Below are 19883 nucleotides of genomic sequence, written 5' to 3'. Positions count from 1 at the left end.
AGCGGGCCCCTGAGGGTGGTCTGGTCGGCCGGCCGGCTCAGGCGGCGGCCACGGCGTACGGGGAGCCGGGCGGTGGGAGGGCCGGGCCGTGGTCGGTGCGGGGGTGGCCGGCCGCGCGGTGGGCCAGCTCCGCTCGGACCAGCGGCAGCAGGTGACGGCCGTAGTCGATGGCGTCGTTGAGGTTGTCGTAGCCGCGGATGGAGATGAGTTCGGCGCCGAGGTCGATGTAGTCGAGGATCGCGGCGGCCACCGTCTCGGGGGTGCCGACCAGCGCGGTGGAGGCGCCGCGCGCGTTGGTGGCGGTGGCGACCGGGGTCCACAGAGCGCGGTCGTGGAGTTCGCCGCGGTCGGCGATGTCCAGCAGCCGCCGGGAGCCGGTGTTCTCGGGGCGCCCGCCGGGCCAGCGGGCGGCCTTGGCGTCGGTCACCGGGCCGCGCAGCGCGCCGAGCACCTGGTGGGCCTTCTCCCAGGCCAGCGTCTCGGTCGGGGCGATGATCGGCCGGAACGTCACCCAGATCCGGGGCCGGTCGGTGCGGCCGGCGAGCCGGGCCTGCTCGTACACGGCGTCGATCTGCTGCCGGGTCTCGGCCAGTGGCTCGCCCCACAGCCCGAAGATGTCGCCGAGGGCGCCGCCGACCCGGTAGGCGTCGGCCGACGATCCGCCGACCGAGACCGGGATGCGGCCGGCCGCCGGGCGGAACTCGGCGCGGAAGTCCTCGAAGGAGTAGTACGTACCGGCGTGGTCGAACGGCCGCTCGGAGGCCCACGCCTCGCGCAGGATCCCGATGTACTCGGCGGAGCGCGCGTACCGCTCCGCCTTGCCGAGCCGGTCGCCCTCGCGGGCCTGCTCCCGGGTGTTGCCGCCGGAGATGATGTGGACGGTGGCCCGGCCGCCGCTGAGCTGGTCGAGGGTGGCCAGCGCCTTGGCGGCGACGGTCGGGTAGAGGGTGTTGGGGCGCAGCGCGATGAGCGGGCGCAGCCGTTCGGTGTGCTGGGCGACGACGGCGCCGACCGTGAAGGGGTCGAAGCCGCCCGAACCGTAGGGCAGCAGCGTGTAGTCGAAGCCGTAGTCGTCCAGGGTGCGGGCGTAGCGGGCCACGAATGCGGGGTCGATGCCCTGGCCGGGGCGCGGGTGGAGTTCGGTGGAGTCGTTGACGTAGCCGGCGCTGATGAACTGTACGGGCATGGGTTCGCTCCCTCGAAGGACGCGGTAGGGGGTCGGCGGGCAGCCGCGAAGAAGGCGCGGCGGGACCGGGGGTACGGCGGGGCGGCGGGCGCGGGCCGGTGGGAACGGCGGGGGAATCCGTCAGCGGCGGTGGATCAGCGGACCCGGCACGCCGTGGGACAACATCGCGCGCCGGCGGCGGGCGCGGCGGGGAGCGGCACGGGGTGTCCTTCGCTCCTGGTCATACCGGGAAACCTAGAACGGACCGGCGCGCGGCGTCCAATGATGTTGTGTGATGGATAACGATCACCTGTGGCGATGGGTCAGGCCGACCGCCGGGTCGCGCAGCGCGAGCCGGTCGAAGAAGGTCTCGATCGCGGCGAGCGCGGCGGCCTCCAGATCGATGTCCAGGCCGCGCCGGGCGGCGAGGTGCACGCCGATGGGGCCCAGCGGCGGGAGGTCCGTGCGTTCGACCAGGCCGTCGGGCCGGCGCCCGGCGGAGGGCAGCACGGCGATGCCCAGCCCGGCACGGGCCGCCGCCATCACGCCTTCGAGGCTGGTGGATTCGGCGGTGACCTCCACGGTGTGGCCGGCCTCGGCCAGTTCGTGCAGGGCGCGCTGCCGCATCCCGCAGGGTTCGACATAGGCGACCAGCGGCCAGCCGGCGCCGCGCGCCGGCGGCTGCCATCCGGGGGCCGCGTACCAGGTCAGCGGCAGCGAACCGATGCGCCGTCCGGGGGTGTCGGCGTCGAGGCCGAGCATCACCGCCAGATCGATGGTGCCCTTGGTGATGTCCTCGGTCATCCGGGTGGAGCGGTCGATGTGGAAGCGCACCCCGTGCTGGGGGTAGGCGTCGCGCAGCGCGGCGAGCAGCCCGGGCAGGATCTGCTCGGCGGCGGTCTCGGTGGAGCCGATCACCAGGCGGGACTGCTGTACGCCGCCGGCCAGCCGTTCCAGCGCCTGATCGTGCACGGACAGAATCCGCCGTGCCTCGACCAGCAGCCGCTCCCCTGCGTCGGTGAACTGGGTGCGCCGCCCTTCCTTGCGCACCAGCTCGCTGCCGAGGCGCTTCTCCAGCAGCCGCACGTGCTGGCTGACGGTGGACTGCCCCAGATGCAGCGCGGCGGCGGCCCGGCTGAAGCCGCCGCAGTCGGCGATCGCGACGAAGCTGCGCAGATGTACGAGGTCGAGGGAGTCCGCCATCCCACGGAGCATAGGCGGACTCCCCCGTTCGCAGAAGACGGCGCCCGCGATGCGGGACGCCCGGCTACCGCCCGGCGTGCGCGTCGCGCAGCGCCTGGATGTCGAGCTTCTTCATGGTGAGCATGGCCCGGATCACCCGGTCGGCGACGGCCGGGTCCGGGTCGGCGATCAACTCGACGAGGACGCTGGGCACGATCTGCCAGGACACCCCGTACCTGTCCTTGAGCCAGCCGCAGTCCCGTTCTTCCCCGCCCTCGGACAGCGCGGCCCACAGCCGGTCGACCTCGGCCTGGTCGGCGCAGTCCACGGAGAGCGAGACGGCGTCGTTGAACGTGTCGTGCGGCCCCCCGTTGAGCGCGATGAACTGCTGACCCGCCACCTGGAACGTCTGCGTGAGCACCGATCCGGGCTCCCCCGGCCCGGAGTCGGTGTACCGCTGGGTCTCCAGCACCCGGGAATCCCCGCCGAAGACGGAGACATAGTGCCGCACGGCCTCCTCCGCCTCCCTCTCGAACCAGAGACACGTGGTGATCTTCTGCCGCGCCATGACACGCCCTGCCTTTCCGGTGTGCTGATGAACCCTCCACAGGGTTGACCACCACAACCGCGGGAACTCACCGCGACGCGCGGAACTTACTTCTGCGGCGGAGGGCCCTCCTTCCCGTCATCCGAATGCATGCACCCGGAAGCGCCTCACCCGTGGGCACTCCAGGGCACTCGGCCGCTGCAAGGGTTCTGCAAGAAAGCCTCACTCCGTGGTGGGCATACCCGCCACGAAAGAGGCACGCGATTACGTCATCAAGGGGGACGCTATGTCAGGTGGGGGCAGGTCGGCAGCGCCTGCACTGGTTCAGCGGGGACAGTGGCTCACCGTGCCCGGTTGCAAAACCGTACTCGTCATCGTGCACACGATGACGTACGCGCAGCGACTGCGGCAGGTGATCTCACTGCTGGAGTCGGATCTCCGGATTCAGGTGGTTTTCACCGTAGCGCCGCACGCATTCGGCGAAGGTGTCCTGCCCTACCTACGGGGGCTCGGGATCACGGTGATCCCCTGGAAAGAAGCCGTGCGCACGGAGTTCGACCTGGCGCTGGCGGCGGGATCTCGCGGTACGGACCTCATCAAGGCGCCGCTGATCCGCATGTCGCACGGTGCCGGGCACATCAAACTGCTCAGGGAGGCCGAGGGGGCCGCGAACATTGAGCAGCGCACGGCGGGGATGCTCAGCCGTCAGTACCTGATGCGGGATGGGCGGGTGGTGCCCGCCGCGCTGGCACTTTCACACAGCATGGACCTCGGAGTGCTGGCCAAGTCGTGTCCGCAGGCCCTTCCGGTGGCTTCCGTGGTCGGCGACCCGGACTACGACACGATCACCGCAGGACTGTCCCGGCGGGCAGCCTATCGGCATGCCCTGGGACTGCGGGAGAATCAGCGTCTGGTGCTCGCCACGTCAACCTGGGGCGCATCGTCGTCCTTCGGACGCTTCGGCACACTTCTGCCTCGGCTGGTCAGTGAACTGCCGAAGGACATGTACCGGACAGCGGTTCTGGTCCATCCCAATGTCTGGGCCGGACATGGCAGATGGCAGATTCATGCGTGGATGATGACGTGCCGGGAGCACGGAGTGGCGCTGATCCCGCCGGAGGCCGACTGGCGGCCCTTGTTGACCGCGTCGGACTGGATCATCGGTGACCATGGCTCCGTCACGGTGTACGGCACGTTGACCGATGCCTCGATCATTCTGGCCAGCTATCCAGAGGCTGAGGTCTCCCCCGATTCTCCGGCCGCGCTGCTGGCCCGCACCGTACCCGCGCTGTCTCCGATGCATCCGTTGGCGGAGCAGCTGCGGTATGCGGCCGAGCAACGTGATCCGCGGGAGTACCGGAAGATCTCCGATGTGCTCACATCCGAGCCTGGACGGTTCAACCAGCTGATGCGGTCGCTGGTGTACCGGAAGCTGAGGCTGGGCGAGCTGGCGGTGCCTTCGGCGCCCGAGCTGGCGCCCCTGCCGCCTTCGCTGGACGGTTGGATACGGCCTCGGACGGACGTGGCCGTATGACCGCCTTTCGTCTTCCGATCAGCGGAATGGTGTCCGTGGTCCATTCGGCCGGGGCGGAGGGGATGCCTGCTCCTTCCGGCCGGGGGCAGTCCGCGGCGGGCCAGCGGATCGGAATCCACTGCCGGACGGGCAGTTGGGTGGGAACGGTCTACGCCGGCGCTCATCAGTGGCCGGCCTCCGCTGATGACGCCGCCGATGTCGGCCTGCGTCCGCGCTCTCGCGTCCGCTGGGCCTGGGATGTGCATCTGAGACTGGACACCGCTGAGCACCGCTCCACTCCGTGGGCCGAGTACGCGGATGTCCTGACTTCCTCGGCGCCCGCGGTGGGAGGCGCCGCCTGCGGCTTCCTCACCGATACGCTCCAGGCCTACCCCGGGTGTCTCCTCGCGTCGATTCCGCTGGCGGGATCCAGCGGGTGTCTCCTGGGGATGCGCGGGGGCCTCCGGCTGCTGGTGCTGCCCGTCAACGAGGCTTCCTCGCTGACGGGGTGCTGGCCGGCGATCACCTCGTTCCTGTACGCGTGGCTGATCACGAAACAGCCGGTGGACGCCCTTCACAAAGCCCGCCTGACGGTGCCGTCCGCAGTGGCGGACATCCGGCTGACACGTGGGTGAGCTTCCCTTCCTCGAAGGCCGGTTGCCGGGTCACAGGTCCCGGATCCGGCCTTCCAGGCGTCCGGCGTCGCGTGGGCTGAGCGACTGGTAGAGGGATCGGGCCTGCTCGTACCACTGCCGCGCCGCTTCGTCCGCACCCTGTTCCTGGGCCACCTGACCGAGCAACTCCAGTGTCCGTGCCTGCCAGTGCTGTGATCCTGTCTCCAAGAATCCGGCGTATGCCTCCCGGAGGCGGCTGACACCCGTCTGCAGGTCGCCGCCCGCGGCGTTGGCCCGTCCCAGGAGGGCGAGTGCGCGAGCCGCGTCATAGTGATCTCCCTCGGCCGCCAGCTCACTGTGGGCACGTGTGAGATGGTCAGCCGCTACATCGTGGTGGTTCCGGGTCAGCTCCAGCTCGCCGAGACACAGCCGGGCGAGTGCGGCTCCCCGTCGATACCCGATCGACTCTCTCAGGGTGAGTGAGGCGCGGAAGTACTCCTCGGCCCGGTCAAGGTGCCCGATCATGAGGCAGGCGCTGCCCAGGCCGATGAGTGCCTGTGCCTGCTCGCGTGGGTCGTTGTCCTCCCTGGCGTGATCGAGCGCCTGCTGATACCAGGTCACTGCTTCCTGTGCACGGTGGGCATTGCGCCATCCGTTGCCGCCGGAGGTGAGCATGCGACTCTGCGCCCTCCGGTTTCCGACTCGCTGGGCGGCAGCCAGACCGATCTGGTGGGATTCGACCCAAAGCTCCGCCGGCCGGTGCCGGAGAAACAGCGGCCACATCGCGTCGACAAGTTGCCAGCAGGTGTCGTCCCAGCCGACGGCCGCGCTGTGGCGTACCGCTGCCATCAAGGCGACACGGTGTGTGGCAAGCCAGGTGAGAGCTTCGCCCTGAGACTGGAAGGACACAGGGGTGGCCGGCCGAAACCGGTAGTGGCGGGCCAGGGTCCGGTGGCTGGGGGACAGCAGAGCTTCCGCCTGGGTGGTGGTGAACAGGCACCAGTCCGCGAATCTCCGCATCGTGGTGGTGCGCCACTCGGTGTCCTCGCCCGCACCCCGCCGTTCGGCGTGGAGTCGCACCAGATCGTGGAAGCGGTAAGCGCCGGTTCCGGGGTCTTCCTCCAGCAGGTTCGCCTCGACCATGGTGTTGAGCACCTGGTCTGCCTCATCGTGCGAGATCCGGCAGCATGCCGCGACCATCTCCGTACTGAATCGCGTGACGGGCAGGATCCCCATACTCCGATAGGCGTGGGCCGCCGCCTCCGACAACGTGTTGTACGACTCGTCCAGCGCCACTCGGATCGCCGCCTCTCCCTCCAGTTGGAGGGTTTCCAGGGGCCCTTGGCCGCGGGCCAGCGCGCTGGCCATCGCCGAAACGGGCTGCTGGGGGCGCGCGGCCAACTGGGCGGCCGCCAGCGACACAGCGAGCGGCAGGTAGGCGCAGAGGCTGACCACGTTTCGGGCCGCTTCCAGGTTTCCGGCGACGCGGGTGCCGCCGCCGCCCTTGCTGAGCAATTCCAGGGCTGCGAAGGAATCGAGCACACCCAGTCGTTGCAGAACCGCACCGTCCATCACCAACGCGGCGAGCTGTCGGCGGCTTGTGACAACCACCAGGCTGTCGGGGTTACTGGGAATGAGTGGGCGGACTTGCGCCGCGGTGAAGGCATTGTCGAGCAGGACGGCGATGCTGATGTCGGCCGTGAGCGACCGCCACAGCGCGACTTTCTCGGACAACTGAGCGGGAACCGTCGCCGCGCCCAGTGACCTGAGAAAATGCTCAAGCACATCGCTCAGCCGTGTGGGGCCGGACGAGCCGTATCCGCCAAGATCCACGTACAGTTGGCCATGGGGAAACTGACCGGCGAGCCCTCTGAGCCAGCGGGAAGCCAGCGTCGTTTTGCCGACTCCGGCCTGACCATGGATCACAATAAGCTGAGGCGTGAAGCGCTCATGAGCCTCTCGGCGACGATCCAGATCGCCAAGATCATTCTTCCGGCCGACGAAATGAGCTGAGACTACAGGCAACTGGCGTGGTACCGGAACATGAGGTGAGGGATGGTGATGAAGGTGAATTCCACCATGCACCGTCCGTGCTTGGAGGACGGTTCCCGAGATCGATGAGTCGCCGTCCACCACATTATGGTGTGCGGAAGCCCGCTCGGACTCCGCCGGTTGCATCAAGGTGCTCTCATGGAGCCAGTGATCAAGCAGTCCGCTCAGCTCCCTGTTCTCCGCCGCCCGCCGCAAGAGCATGTGGACAAAGTCCCGCACCTGGCCCTGGCCCATGCTTGTGGTGCTGTCCGACCAGGCGGCAGCCAACTCGGAATCGTTCACTCCGGCCAAGTCGATGATCTTTCCGAGGTTCTTTCTTGCCTCAGCCTTCGCACCATCACTGGATTGAATCATGGCTGATATGAGCTCATGAGCCAGCCTGCCCTCCGGCATGCGATCCCTCACGCCCTCTCCGTGCCGCGGCGTCCAGGCGTGGGCATCAGCACAGCGCAGCCCCCACGTGCCCCTTCACCGGTGAGAGCTACCCACATCCGACCGTGTCCGATGTCTGGATCGCAGCATGGGTTCATTTCGGTCGTAGCCAAATCATCCCGTAGGCCAAATAGTTGAGCATATGCCATGCTCGCCAGATCAATAAGTACATACTGGCGGGAGGATGCTGATGAATTTCCAGATACTCATCCTTGGGAACGTCGAGATCCGCTCAGGAAGCCGGCACAGCACTCCCGGCTCACCCAAGCAGGCACTCACCCTTGCTGCTCTGGCCTGGGATTCGGGCCGATCGGTCAGCATCGAGACATTGATCCAGCGCATCTGGGACGACCCTCCTCCCAAACCGCGGCTCAGCCTCCATGTCTACATATCGCGGATCCGCGGGGCCATGCTGGAAGTCGCCGGAGATCAAGCACCCCAACTGTGTGTGCAGACTCATGCGTACCGGCTTGAGGCTGACCCGGAAGTCATCGACCTGCACCGGTATCTCAGCCTCAGCCAGCAGGCGGAGGTCCTCAGCGACCGTGGCAGACTCCCCGACGCTCTGAAGTCCCTTGATGACGCCGCCCGATTGTGGCGCGGCGAGCCGCTGGCGGGGCTGCCCGGCACCTGGGCTGCCAGCATCCGCAACATCCTCACGGACAAGGTACTCGCGGCGGCCACCCTGCGTGCCCGCCTCACGCTCCGCCTGGGGCGCTTCGCGGATACCGTCTCCGACCTGGCCCCGCTGGCCGAGCAGCACCCGGCGGACGAAACACTGGCCGAGCATCTCCTGCTCGCGCTCTACGGCTGCGGGCGGATGGCCGAGGCGCACCGGGTGCTTCAGCGCATCAGGCATCACCTGATCCGGGAGTTGGGCAGTGACATCGGGGAACCGTTGCGGCATCTTCAGCGGGGGATGATCAATCGTGTACCGGTGGCGGAGCTGCTGATGTCAGGGGGTATAGCAGGAGCCGGCGGAACAACTGCCCCGGCTGCCCCGGTGCCGGACAATCTGCCCCGCGACGTCACGTGGGTAGGCCGCTCCTCGGAGTTGCACCGGCTTACCCACAGCCTGAGCGAGAGCCCTGAGAACGCACCTCCTCCGGTCGCCATTGAGGCTATTGACGGCATGGCGGGCGTGGGTAAAACAGCGCTTGCCGTCCATGCGGCACATCAGCTCCGAAGTCGATTCCCGGACGGGCGTCTCATCCTGGATCTGCGTGCCCACTCTGCCGCGCAGACGCCTTTGGACGCCGATGCCGCCCTCACTGAACTCCTCCGTCTCATGGGCACCCCGGCACACCAGATCCCACAGGAGCACGATCAGCTCATCGCCGTATGGCGCACCACAATGAGCGACCGCAGGGCTCTGATCATCCTGGACAACGCGGCCGGGCCGGACCAAGTGCGTCCGCTGCTGCCAGGCTCTTCCCCAGCCTTGATCATCATGACCAGCCGCCGTCGGCTCACCAGCCTCCCAGGGGTACGGCCGATCTCGCTCGACGCACTGCCCCCGTCCGAAGCCATCACGCTCTTCCAGCAGCGGATGGGCAGTGAGCGCGTAACCACAGCAGCGAACGCGGCGGAGATCGTCAGGATGTGCGGGTATCTTCCATTGGCGATTGAAATCGCGGCCAGCCGACTTCTGTCCCGGCCGGCATGGAGTGCACAGGATCTCGTGGTTCGATTGATGCGTGACAACAGCCGCCTCAAGGAGATCCGAAACGATTCCGGCGAAATAAGGAACGTGTTCGACGTCTCCTATCAGGCGCTCTCTCCGATACTGCGGATGACTTTCCGGCGCCTGGGCCTGCATATCGGCATACAGTTCGGCACATATGCTGCTGCGGCACTGACAGGAATGTCGCTGGACGATACCGAACGGGCTCTGGAAGATTTGCTGAACGTCCATCTCCTCCAGGAAACCTCCTCTCACCGATTCCGACTTCATGACCTCCTGCGCGACTATGCGCGGGCCCTCTCTGCAGAGGAGATGGAGAGCGGAATCGCCCGGGAGTCAGTGGAACGACTGTTGGAACTTTATCTGCACACCGCCGATCTCGCAGACCGACGAGCCTATCCCCACCGGGTCCGCATCGATCTCGCCCCGGCCGGGATTCGGCGGCTGGCACAGGCTTGGCTCGACGACGTTGGACACAGCAAGTGGTTCATCACCGAAGCCGCCAATCTTCTGGCCGTGATGGAGCACGTCAGCAGCCATGGGGACGCCCGCACCTCGGCGCTCCTTTCCCATGTACTCGCCGGATTCCTCGACACCGAAGGCTACCTAGCAACAGCCCAGCCATACATGCGGCGGGCCGCACGTCACTGGACAAAGACTTCCAATCACCATGCCAAATCCCGCGCCCTCCTTGACCTAAGTATTCTCAGCTCAAGGAAAGGCGACTACACCGAGGCCAGCACTGCGGCAACCGAAGCGCTGCGGACGGCTCGGCATTATTCCGAATCGGATGTCAAGAACGAGGCTCTACATCAGCTCGCCCTGGTCGCGCACTACACGGGCGATGACCGCCGGGCTCTCCACCTCATGCGTCAGGCCATGGAGTTGCGAACAAGGAATCCAGACAGCTTCCAGGAAGCAAGAATCCTCAACACGATGGGGATTTTCCTGCTGAATCTTGATGAATATCAGCAGGCGCTTACCGTCTTCATCAACGCTCTCACCAAGTTTCGGGAATCTGCCGACCTGCGGGGCCAGTACAGAAGCCTCAACAACATTGCGGCCCTTCAGGAGAAGCTGGGCCATCTGCACAAGGCCCGCCGCACCTACGAGGAAGCGGCCGCCATCGCTCTCACCATCGGAAGCCGCGCCGAGTACGCCACGCTCCAGATGAACCTCGCCGGGGTGCTACGAAAAATAGGAGAGATCGATCAAGCGATCCAGCTCTATCAGGAGACTCTCCCCGCCTTTCGCGAGGCCGGAGACAGGAGACGGGAGAGCATCTCGTTGAACGGCCTCGGCAGCGCCCTCCAACTGGCCGGCAGCAGTGAGGAAGCCTTGCGCCATCATGTGGCCGCACTCGATCTAGCCCGGCACATCAGCGCAGCGAACGAAGAGGTACAGGCGCTGAGAGGACTCGGCGAGGCCGAATGCCGAACGGGCCGCTACCTGGAGTCGGCCCAGCATCTGGATTCCAGCCTCTCTCTCGCCAGGCGCCTTCAATCGCCGTCCGAAGAGGCGGAAACTCTCACAGCGCTGGGAGACCTGAAGCAATGCCTGGGGCTTCCCGAGGAGGCACACATCTTGCATGACCAGGCCAATGCCATCATCACGCGGCTCAACTCAGGGTCGTCGTAACGATTCGACGGAAGCTCGAATCCAGGGTCAAAGCATTCGCCATCCGTGATTTGCCTTTGACTCATATCTTGTGATCTTCTTGCAGCAAGGACGTCGCGCACCGCCGAAGAGCGGCTATAGCGTGTATATGTCAAAGCTCAGGAGACGCCGCACGTGGTCATACCCGAAGGGCTTGTTGCCACACTGGCAGCAGCCGCCTTCTCAGCCTTCATCGCCTTGGGAATCTCGGCAGAAGCATTTTCTTCAGCCATGTCATCATTGTCACTGGCCGGAGACTGTATCCCCTATTTGGTTGATGATTTGAGTATTCCTCTGGCCTGGTCTGATATCTTCCGGGCATAGCACCCAGCCTCCATGAGGAGACGGAGTCTCCCCGCTGAGCCGCAGCGCTCTCCAGTGAATCATCCGGCTGGATTCCGCTGAACGAGACATAAAACCCTGCGGCAACCAGCCGCGCCACTGCGTACTCTCATCCACCGCTGAACGCGTCAAGCATCAGCGGTGGATGAGGTATCAAGACATGTCGATAAAGTCATGGATTTGGCCGTGGCCTGTCACAGCAGATAGACCAGTACCGCCCAGGTGGTGATCAGCACGGTGATGACCGGGCCGAGGGGGATGCCCTGTTCCTTGGCGGTGGCTTCGCGGGGCGGGCGGAGTTCGGGGTGGTGGCGCAGGGCGCGGATCTCGTCGCGGGCCTGTTCGGATCTGGAGGTGCCGTGCAGGCGGTGTTCCAGGGCGCGGAAGCCGGTGACGGGCAGGTTGATCTCGCGTCGGCCGCCGACTTTGAAACGGAGGCTGTCGCCCTCCCAGCGCACGGAGTTCAGCTGTTCCCAGCCGACCCGGTGCACCCGCCAGGGGCCGGTGATCCACAGGCCGTGGTGGTCGGCGGTAACGCGCCAATTCAGTGCACATACGGTCATATTGACCGACCCTGGCAGCCCCAGAAGCAGCAGCCAGTTGAGGCCGAAGCCGTCGTGCAGCACCAGCCACAGGGCCCCACCGTTGAACAGCAGAAGGAAGAGCCCGACGGCGCGGGAGACCGTGCCCGCCGACCAGCTCAGCGGGGCCCGCGCGGGGGTCATGCCGGCCGCGGTCTCGGAGGTCGAGGGGGCGCGGCGCTGTTCGGTGCGCCTTCGCCGGGTGGGGCGCCGTCGGCCGCCTTCGGGGCGGGCGCCGGTGAGGGTGCGTTCCACCGTGGTGCTGTGCTCGCCCGCCATCACCACGGCGAGTCCGGCGCCGGCGTGCGGCTCCCCGTACAGCACGGCTTCGCGCAGCTTCCCCGGCCGGCCGGTGTCGCGCAGCGCCTCCCTCAGGTCCTCCGCCATGGCCTGCGGATCGGCGTCCTGGGGGGCCGGTTCCGGCCAGCCGTAGAAGCTGAGCAGCGGCCGTGCGGCCGTGCGGTCGTCGTGGGCGTAGACGTAGGTGCGGCTGTCGTGCGCCCCTTCGGCGGCCAGGACCCGCAGCACCGGCTGCGGTCCGCTCATCAGGACGGCGATCCGGCGGCGGGAGGCGGCGCGGTGCAGCAGCGCGCCGAGCCCGGGCAGGGCGGTGGCCAGGATGAGCAGCTGCCAGCCGAAGGCGTCGTACGGTTCGGCGACGGTACGGGCCCAGTCGCCGTCGATGAGCACGCCGATCGTGGCGCCCTCGGGATAGTCCTCGGGGTAGCCGACGGAGAGGGTGCGGCTGTCGCCGCCGGGCAGGGTGACGGTGATGCTCTCCTCGCCCCGGTCGGTCACCTCGACCCGTGCGAACGTGGCGGCGGCGGCCCGGGCCTCGTCGCGGTCGATGCCGCGCAGCGCCTGCCACAGCGCGCCGCCGGCCACCGCGAGCAGCAACACCCCCACGGTCAGGGCGATCCGGCCCCCGCCGCGTGCCCCGGCGCCGAGCGGCGGCCGGTGCCGTATCCCGCCGGACGCCCGGGTGGCGACGGCGCCCTGCCGACGCCGTACCTCGCGGCGATGGTGCAGCCCGGCGTAGCCGAACATCCCGGCCGCCAGGACGGCCAGCCGTGCCACGTCATCGGCATCGCCGAGCGCCGCCGGGTCCAGCAGGGTCACGGCGAGCAGCGGCCCCAGCAGCACGAGTGCCGGGCCGGGATGCAGAGCGAGTACGTAGAGCAGCAGCAGCCCGGCGCCGGCCAGTGCGAACCCCCACCATTCGGGCCCGCAGGGCGCTGTCTCGGTACACAGCGGCTCCGGTACGGAGGCGATGGCCCACACGGCGGTGACCACCAGCGCGAGCACCGCCCATGCCGGCCGCGCCCACCGTGCGACCTCGACGGCGAGCCACCGCTCCCCGTCCTGGGAACGCCACGCACGCGCCCCCTCGGGTATGTCCCCCGCCGAAAGCGGTATCGGACCGTCTGCATTCACCGGGGCATTATCGATCACCGGTGGCCACCCGGATTCCGTGCAGCAGTCGGTGACACGGCGCGTACACATTGTGTTCATGAGTGATTGATACTGCCCGGACTCTTGACAGTCCTGTCCGGCTGTCTGACAGGATCCCCTCCGTGAAGCTGTCAGACAGCCAGACAGGCGGGGCCATGCCGCGTCGGGTCGGGGCCATGGAAGCCGTGCTCACCTATCTGCGGGGTGCCATAGAAGGGGGTGAGTACGCGGTCGGGGACAAGTTGCCCTCGGAGGCCGAGCTGTGCCGGCGGCTCGATGTCAGCCGGTCCGTGTTGCGGGAGGCGCTGCGGGCGTTGCAGGTCATGGGGCTGACCGCCTCGCGTACCGGCAAGGGCACCTTCGTGATCTCCCGGGGGCCGGTGGAGGATCCGACCTTCGGTGACTACGCCGCCAGCGATCTGCTGGAGGTCCGGCGGCATGTCGAGCTGCCGGTGGCCGGGTATGCCGCCCAGCGGCGGACCGCCGAGGATCTCGATCATCTGACCCATCTGCTGGAGCGGATGGAGCGCGAGTCCGACAACACCGCCTGGGTGGCCATGGACACCCTCTTCCATCTCGGCGTGGCCCAGGCCGCCCGCAATCCGGTCTTCCGGAAGGTGATCGAGGAGATCCGCGACGCGCTGGCGCGGCAGTCCACCTTCCTCAACGAGCTGGGCGGCCGGCGCGAGCAGTCCAACCGGGAGCACCGGGCGATCGTCGAGGCCCTGATCGACGGCTCCCACGACGACGCCGTGGCCGCCATGGCGCACCATCTCGACCGGGTCGAGACCTCCCTGAGTTCCATCGTGCGTCCCGCACCCCATGAAGGCGAGCACCAACCGTGAGTGAGAAACATCAGCTGGAGGTCCGTACGGACCAGCCGGCGGCCGGGCCGGTCGTCGATGCCGGTGACGAGGGGTACAGCAAGGCGCTGGCCCCCCGGCACATCAACATGATCGCCATCGGCGGCGCCATCGGCACCGGGCTCTTCCTCGGCGCCGGGGGCCGGCTCGCCGACGCCGGTCCTTCGCTGGCCATCGCGTACGCGGTGTGCGGGCTGTTCGCCTTCATGGTGGTACGGGCGCTGGGCGAGCTGGTGCTGTACCGGCCGTCCTCCGGGGCCTTCGTGTCCTACGCCCGGGAGTTCCTGGGCGAGAAGGGCGCCTTCGTGGCCGGCTGGATGTACTTCCTGAACTGGGCCACCACCGGCATCGTCGACATCACGGCGGTCGCCCTGTACACCCACTACTGGGGCATGTTCACCGATGTCCCGCAGTGGACGCTGGCGCTGATCGCGCTCGTGGTGGTGCTGTCCATCAACCTCATCTCGGTGAAGATCTTCGGCGAGCTGGAGTTCTGGTTCGCGATCATCAAGGTCGGCGCCCTGGTCGCCTTCATGGCGATCGGGATCTTCCTGCTCACCACCCGGCACGAGGTGGACGGTCACACCGGCGGGCCCGGGCTCATCACCGGCAACGGCGGGATCTTCCCGGCCGGCATGCTGCCGATGCTGCTGGTCATCCAGGGTGTCGTGTTCGCCTATGCCTCGGTGGAGATGGTCGGCATCACCGCCGGCGAGACCAAGGATCCGCACAAGGTGATGCCGCGCGCCATCAACTCCATCATGTGGCGGATCGCCCTGTTCTATGTCGGCTCGGTGCTCCTGCTGGCGATGCTGCTGCCCTGGAACGCGTACTCGGCGGGTGAGAGCCCCTTTGTCACCGTGCTGTCCAACATCGGCATCCCGGCGGCCGGCGGCGTGATGAACCTCGTGGTGCTCACCGCCGCGCTGTCCTCCCTCAACTCCGGTCTGTACTCCACCGGCCGCATCCTGCGCTCGATGGCCAAGGCCGGTTCCGCGCCCCGCTTCACCGGGGTCATGAACCGCAACCAGGTGCCGTACGGCGGCATCCTGCTGACCTCGGGCGTCTGCGTGCTCGGGGTGTGGCTGAACGCGGTGGTGCCCGAGGACGCCTTCGAGATCGTGCTGAACTTCGCCGCCATCGGCATCCTCGCCACCTGGGCGCTGATCATGGTCTGTCATCTGCTGTTCTGGCGGAAGACCCGGCGCGGGGAGCTGACCCGCCCCGGCTACCGGCTGCCGGGCGCCCCGTACACCCAGCTGATCACGCTGGCCTTCCTGGCCTCGGTGCTGGTGCTGATGGCGGCCGACAGCGACGGCCCCGGGCGGATCACCGTGCTGTGCCTGCCGCTGATCGCCGCCGCCCTGGTGGCCGGCTGGTACCGGGTACGGGGGCGGGTCGCCGCCCTGCGGAAGGAGGAGGCATGAGTGCGGCCATAGCCGGTGCTGCGCCCACCCGGGTCCCGGTGCATGTGCCCCTGGTGGTGCTGGAGCGGGCCGGGATCGTCGAGGGGGTGCATCACGGCTCGGTGGTGGTGCTGGATCCGGGCGGCGAGGTGGCGTACGCCGCCGGGGACATCGAGGCGGCGATGTATCCGCGCTCGGCGTTCAAGCCGGTGCAGGCGGTGGGCATGCTGCGGGCCGGGCTGCCGCTGGACGGCGCGCCGCTGGCGCTCGCCGCCGCCAGCCACTCCGGTGAGGCGGCGCACCTGGCCACCGCGCGCCACATCCTTCGGCAGGGCGGTTTCGACGAGGGCGCGCTGCGCAATGTGCCGGATCTGCCGTACGGGGTGCCGGCGCGCGAGGCGTGGCTGCGCGCCGGGCACGGGCCGTCCCGGCTGGCGCAGAACTGCTCGGGCAAGCACGCCGCCATGCTGCTGACCGCGCGGGGGCGCGGCTGGTCGACGGAGGACTACCTGGACCCGGGGCATCCGCTCCAGCGCGCGCTGGCCGCCGAGGCCGAACGGTTGACCGGGGCGCCGATCGCGGCGGTGACGGCGGACGGCTGTGGCGCCCCGCTGTTCGCCACCTCGCTGCGCGGGCTGGCCCGGGCAGCCGCCGCGCTGGTCACGGCCGCGCCCGGTACGCCGGAGCGGCGGGTCACGGACGCCATGCGGGCGCACCCGGAGATGGTGGCCGGCCCCGAGCGCGATGTGACCGCCCTGATGGGGGCGGTGCCCGGGCTGCTGGCCAAGGACGGCTTCGAGGGTGTGCAGATCGCCGCGCTGCCCGAGGGCTGGGCGGTGGCCGTGAAGATCGCGGACGGTACGGACCGGGCCCGGATGCCGGCCACCGCCGCCGCCCTGGCACGCTGCGGAATCGATCCCGCGGTGCTGGCGCCGTTCGCCGAGGCTCCGGTGTACGGCGGCACCGCCGTGGTCGGCCGGCTGCGGCCCGCCGAGGAAGGACAACTGTCATGAGCACCACCCGTACCGAGCACGATCTGCTCGGCGACCGCGAGGTCCCGGCCGACGCCTACTGGGGCATCCACACGCTGCGGGCGGTGGAGAACTTCCCCATCACCGGGACGCCGATCTCCTCCTCCCCGCAGCTGATCGAGGCGCTGGCGGCGGTCAAGGAGGCCGCCGCGTACGCCCACCGGGAGCTGGGGCTGCTGCCGGGCCACAAGGCCGACGCCATCATCGCCGCCTGTACGGAGATCCGCGGCGGGGCCCTGCACGAGCAGTTCGTGGTGGATGTGATCCAGGGCGGCGCCGGCACTTCCACCAATATGAACGCCAATGAGGTGATCGCCAATCGGGCGCTGGAGCTGCTCGGCCACCCCAAGGGCGCCTACCAGCATCTGCACCCCACCGAGGACGTCAATCTCAGCCAGTCCACCAATGACGTCTATCCCACCGCCGTGAAGATCTCGCTGGTCATGGCGGTGGCCGGGCTGCTGGACGCGATGGCGGTGCTGCGCGACGCGTTCGCCGCCAAGGCCGCCGAGTTCCACGACGTCCTCAAGATGGGCCGTACCCAGCTCCAGGACGCGGTGCCGATGACCCTGGGCCAGGAGTTCTCCGCGTTCTCCGTGATGCTGGAGGAGGACATCGCCCGGCTGGCCGAGGCCGTACCGCTGCTGCACGAGATCAACCTCGGCGCCACCGCCATCGGCACCGGCCTCAACGCCCCGCCCGGCTACCCGGCGGCAGCGCGCCGCCGGCTCGCCGAGCTGACCGGGCTGCCGCTGGTGGCGGCCGGCAATCTGGTGGAGGCCACCCAGGACTGCGGGGTGTTCGTGCACGTCTCCGGGGTGCTCAAGCGGATCGCCGTCAAGCTCTCCAAGAGCTGCAACGATCTGCGGCTGCTGTCCTCGGGGCCGCGCGCCGGGCTCGGCGAGATCAATCTGCCGCCGGTGCAGGCGGGTTCCTCGATCATGCCGGGCAAGGTCAACCCGGTGATCCCCGAGGTCGTCAATCAGGTGGCGTTCGAGGTGGTCGGCAACGACATGACCGTCACCATGGCCGCCGAGGCCGGGCAGTTGCAGCTCAACGCCTTCGAGCCGGTGATCAGGGACGCCCTGGACCGCAGCGTCACCCGGCTGCGGGCGGCCTGCCTGGTGCTGGCGGAGCGCTGTGTGCACGGGATCACCGCCAACCGGGAGAAGCTGGCGGCGAGCGTGGAGCAGTCCATCGGGCTGGTCACCGCGCTCAATCCGCACATCGGGTACACCGCCGCCACCGCCATCGCGCAGGAGGCGCTGGCCAGCGGGCGCGGCGTCGCCGAGCTGGTGCTGGCCAGGGGGCTGCTGCCGCCGGAGCGGCTGGCGGCGCTGCTCAGCCCGGCGCAGCTGGCGGGGAGCGAACCGTAACCGTCCCGTTTCTCATACGCTGCATCCGCACCATCGTCCGAGTCTGCCGAACGGAAAGGGCCACACACATGGCGCAGGAAGTACGCGGAGTCATCGCACCGGGCAAGGACCGGCCGGTGCGGGTGGAGACCATCGTGATCCCCGACCCCGGGCCGGGCGAGGCGGTGGTACGGGTGCGGGCGTGCGGGGTGTGTCACACCGACCTGCACTACAAGCAGGGCGGCATCAACGACGCGTTCCCCTTCCTGCTCGGGCACGAGGCGGCGGGGGTGGTGGAGTCGGTCGGCGACGGGGTGAGCGAGGTCGCGCCGGGCGACTTCGTCGTCCTCAACTGGCGGGCGGTGTGCGGGCGGTGCCGGGCGTGTGAGCGCGGCCGGCCCTGGTACTGCTTCGACACCCACAACGCGCGGCAGAAGATGACCCTGACGGATGGCACCGAGCTGTCCCCGGCGCTGGGCATCGGGGCGTTCGCCGAGAAGACGCTGGTGGCGGCCGGGCAGTGCACGAAGGTGGATCCGGCGGTCTCCCCCGCCGTCGCCGGGCTGCTCGGCTGCGGGGTGATGGCCGGCATCGGGGCCGCGATCAACACCGGGCAGGTGGGGCGGGGCGACAGCGTCGCCGTCATCGGCTGCGGCGGGGTGGGCGGCGCGGCGCTGGCCGGCGCCCGGCTGGCGGGCGCGGCCCGGATCATCGCGGTGGACATCGACGAGCGGAAGCTGGCGACCGCCCGCACGCTGGGCGCCACCCACACCGTGAACTCCCGCGAGGGCGACCCGGTGGCGGCGATCCGGGAGCTGACCGGCGGGCACGGCGCCGATGTGGTGATCGACGCGGTGGGCCGCCCGGAGACGTACCGGCAGGCGTTCTACGCCCGCGACCTGGCCGGCACGGTGGTGCTGGTGGGGGTGCCCACCCCCGAGATGAAGCTGGAGCTGCCGCTGCTGGATGTCTTCGGGCGGGGCGGCGCGCTCAAGTCGTCCTGGTACGGGGACTGTCTGCCGTCCCGCGACTTCCCGACGCTGATCGATCTGCATCTCCAGGGCCGGCTGCCGCTGGACGCGTTCGTCAGCGAGACCATCGCGCTGGACGGGATCGAGGCGGCGTTCGAGCGGATGCACGCGGGCGATGTGCTGCGTTCGGTGGTGGTGCTGTGATGCCGGCGCGGATCGAACTCCTGGTCACGGCGGGCACCTTCACGCTGGACGGCGGCACCTGGGAGGTGGACAACAACGTCTGGATCGTGGGCGACGATCACGAGGCGATCGTCATCGACGCCGCCCACGACGCGGACGCCATCACCGCGGCGCTCGGCGACCGTACGCTGCGCGCCATCGTGTGCACCCACGCCCACAACGACCACATCGACGCCGCCCCCGCGCTGGCCGACGCCACCGGGGCGCCGATCCTGCTGCATCGGGACGATCTTCCGCTGTGGAAGCAGACCCACCCCGAGCGGCTGCCGGACGGCACGCTGACGGACGGTCAGCGGATCGAGGTGGCCGGTACGGAGCTGACGGTACTGCACACGCCGGGGCACACGCCGGGCGCGGTGTGTCTGTACGCGCCGGGGCTGGCCACCGTGTTCACCGGTGACACGCTGTTCGCGGGCGGCCCGGGGGCCACCGGGCGCTCGTTCTCCCACTTCCCGACCCTGATCGACTCCATCCGGGACCGGCTGCTGACCCTGCCGGCCGGCACCACGGTGCGTACCGGGCACGGCGGGTCCACCACCATCGGCGCCGAGGCCGGACAGCTCGCGGAGTGGATCGCCCGGGGACACTGACCCCAGGGGGTGTCCGGCACATCCCGCCCGGCACATCCCGCCCGGCCCGTGACGCCCGGTGCGGAACCTCGCCGCGCTCCGCTTCGCTCCGTCTCCGCTTTTCCGGGCGACCTTGGAAGCAGAGCCGTCGAGGCGTCCGGGCAGCCCACCACAAGACACCCCCCAGCCTGCGCCTGTACCGGCGCTCGCCGTGCGAGCCTTCCG

The 19883-nt window shown here is 68.8% G+C and carries 15 protein-coding genes; 10 read left to right on the top strand and 5 right to left on the bottom strand.

From position 1 onward, the window contains the following. Nucleotides 1–37 precede the first annotated feature (37 nt). The 3 genes from AC5WRL_RS01045 to AC5WRL_RS01035 all read right to left on the bottom strand — a co-directional run bounded on the left by AC5WRL_RS01045 (nucleotide 38) and on the right by AC5WRL_RS01035 (nucleotide 2915). Nucleotides 38–1186 (bottom strand): LLM class flavin-dependent oxidoreductase, encoded by a 1149-nt coding sequence (locus AC5WRL_RS01045; protein ID WP_496086290.1) that lies wholly within the window; start codon nucleotides 1184–1186, stop codon nucleotides 38–40. Between the two features lie 285 nt (nucleotides 1187–1471). Further along, complete coding sequence (locus AC5WRL_RS01040) at nucleotides 1472–2368, bottom strand: LysR family transcriptional regulator (RefSeq protein ID WP_496086289.1); 897 nt, start codon at nucleotides 2366–2368, stop codon at nucleotides 1472–1474. A gap of 64 nt (nucleotides 2369–2432) precedes the next feature. Next, the gene (locus AC5WRL_RS01035) at nucleotides 2433–2915 is read right to left on the bottom strand and encodes a VOC family protein (RefSeq protein ID WP_496086288.1); all 483 of its coding nucleotides are present in this window, start codon (nucleotides 2913–2915) and stop codon (nucleotides 2433–2435) included. A 364-nt stretch (nucleotides 2916–3279) separates the two neighbouring features. Here AC5WRL_RS01035 and AC5WRL_RS01030 point away from each other — a divergent pair, with 364 nt between their 5' ends. Together AC5WRL_RS01030 and AC5WRL_RS01025 are read left to right on the top strand one after the other, a co-directional pair. Next, nucleotides 3280–4428 carry a hypothetical protein gene (locus tag AC5WRL_RS01030; protein ID WP_496086287.1) on the top strand — a complete coding sequence of 383 codons (1149 nt, stop codon included), beginning with the start codon at nucleotides 3280–3282 and terminating at the stop codon, nucleotides 4426–4428. Continuing rightward, entirely contained in the window at nucleotides 4425–5042 is a 618-nt protein-coding gene (locus tag AC5WRL_RS01025; RefSeq protein ID WP_496086286.1) for a hypothetical protein, read from the top strand. Before AC5WRL_RS01030 ends, AC5WRL_RS01025 begins: the two co-directional genes overlap by 4 nt. A gap of 30 nt (nucleotides 5043–5072) precedes the next feature. Here AC5WRL_RS01025 and AC5WRL_RS01020 read toward each other — a convergent pair whose 3' ends face one another. Then, on the bottom strand, nucleotides 5073–7478 hold the full coding sequence (locus tag AC5WRL_RS01020; protein ID WP_496086285.1) for a tetratricopeptide repeat protein: 2406 nt from the start codon (nucleotides 7476–7478) through the stop codon (nucleotides 5073–5075). A 211-nt stretch (nucleotides 7479–7689) separates the two neighbouring features. On the opposite strand from AC5WRL_RS01020, the gene AC5WRL_RS01015 reads away from it, so the two are divergent. Both AC5WRL_RS01015 and AC5WRL_RS01010 read left to right on the top strand, forming a co-directional pair. Continuing rightward, entirely contained in the window at nucleotides 7690–10827 is a 3138-nt protein-coding gene (locus AC5WRL_RS01015) for an AfsR/SARP family transcriptional regulator (protein ID WP_496086284.1), read from the top strand. Between the two features lie 153 nt (nucleotides 10828–10980). Continuing rightward, on the top strand, nucleotides 10981–11169 hold the full coding sequence (locus AC5WRL_RS01010) for a hypothetical protein (protein WP_496086283.1): 189 nt from the start codon (nucleotides 10981–10983) through the stop codon (nucleotides 11167–11169). A gap of 212 nt (nucleotides 11170–11381) precedes the next feature. Here the strand turns inward: AC5WRL_RS01010 and AC5WRL_RS01005 are convergent, their stop codons facing one another. Further along, nucleotides 11382–13202: a hypothetical protein gene (locus AC5WRL_RS01005; protein WP_496086282.1), complete on the bottom strand. Its 1821-nt coding sequence runs from the start codon at nucleotides 13200–13202 to the stop codon at nucleotides 11382–11384. A gap of 140 nt (nucleotides 13203–13342) precedes the next feature. On the opposite strand from AC5WRL_RS01005, the gene AC5WRL_RS01000 reads away from it, so the two are divergent. From AC5WRL_RS01000 to AC5WRL_RS00975, 6 genes are all read left to right on the top strand, one after another. Next, on the top strand, nucleotides 13343–14065 hold the full coding sequence (locus tag AC5WRL_RS01000) for a FadR/GntR family transcriptional regulator (protein ID WP_496086281.1): 723 nt from the start codon (nucleotides 13343–13345) through the stop codon (nucleotides 14063–14065). Continuing rightward, nucleotides 14062–15510: an amino acid permease gene (locus tag AC5WRL_RS00995; RefSeq protein WP_496086280.1), complete on the top strand. Its 1449-nt coding sequence runs from the start codon at nucleotides 14062–14064 to the stop codon at nucleotides 15508–15510. Before AC5WRL_RS01000 ends, AC5WRL_RS00995 begins: the two co-directional genes overlap by 4 nt. Next, nucleotides 15507–16502, top strand: coding sequence for an asparaginase (locus tag AC5WRL_RS00990; protein ID WP_496086279.1), 996 nt, complete (start codon nucleotides 15507–15509; stop codon nucleotides 16500–16502). Before AC5WRL_RS00995 ends, AC5WRL_RS00990 begins: the two co-directional genes overlap by 4 nt. Then, nucleotides 16499–17896 carry an aspartate ammonia-lyase gene (gene aspA, locus AC5WRL_RS00985; RefSeq protein WP_496086278.1) on the top strand — a complete coding sequence of 466 codons (1398 nt, stop codon included), beginning with the start codon at nucleotides 16499–16501 and terminating at the stop codon, nucleotides 17894–17896. The genes AC5WRL_RS00990 and aspA overlap by 4 nt, the downstream gene beginning before the upstream one ends. Nucleotides 17897–17964: 68 nt before the next feature. Further along, nucleotides 17965–19050 (top strand): S-(hydroxymethyl)mycothiol dehydrogenase, encoded by a 1086-nt coding sequence (locus AC5WRL_RS00980; protein WP_496086277.1) that lies wholly within the window; start codon nucleotides 17965–17967, stop codon nucleotides 19048–19050. Continuing rightward, on the top strand, nucleotides 19050–19679 hold the full coding sequence (locus AC5WRL_RS00975) for an MBL fold metallo-hydrolase (RefSeq protein WP_496086276.1): 630 nt from the start codon (nucleotides 19050–19052) through the stop codon (nucleotides 19677–19679). The genes AC5WRL_RS00980 and AC5WRL_RS00975 overlap by 1 nt, the downstream gene beginning before the upstream one ends. Nucleotides 19680–19883 lie beyond the last annotated feature (204 nt).

Source organism: Streptomyces sp. NTD107 (assembly GCF_059510435.1).
The sequence above is the reverse complement of the archived record's forward strand: the minus strand, read 5'-3'. Positions and strand labels throughout refer to the sequence as shown.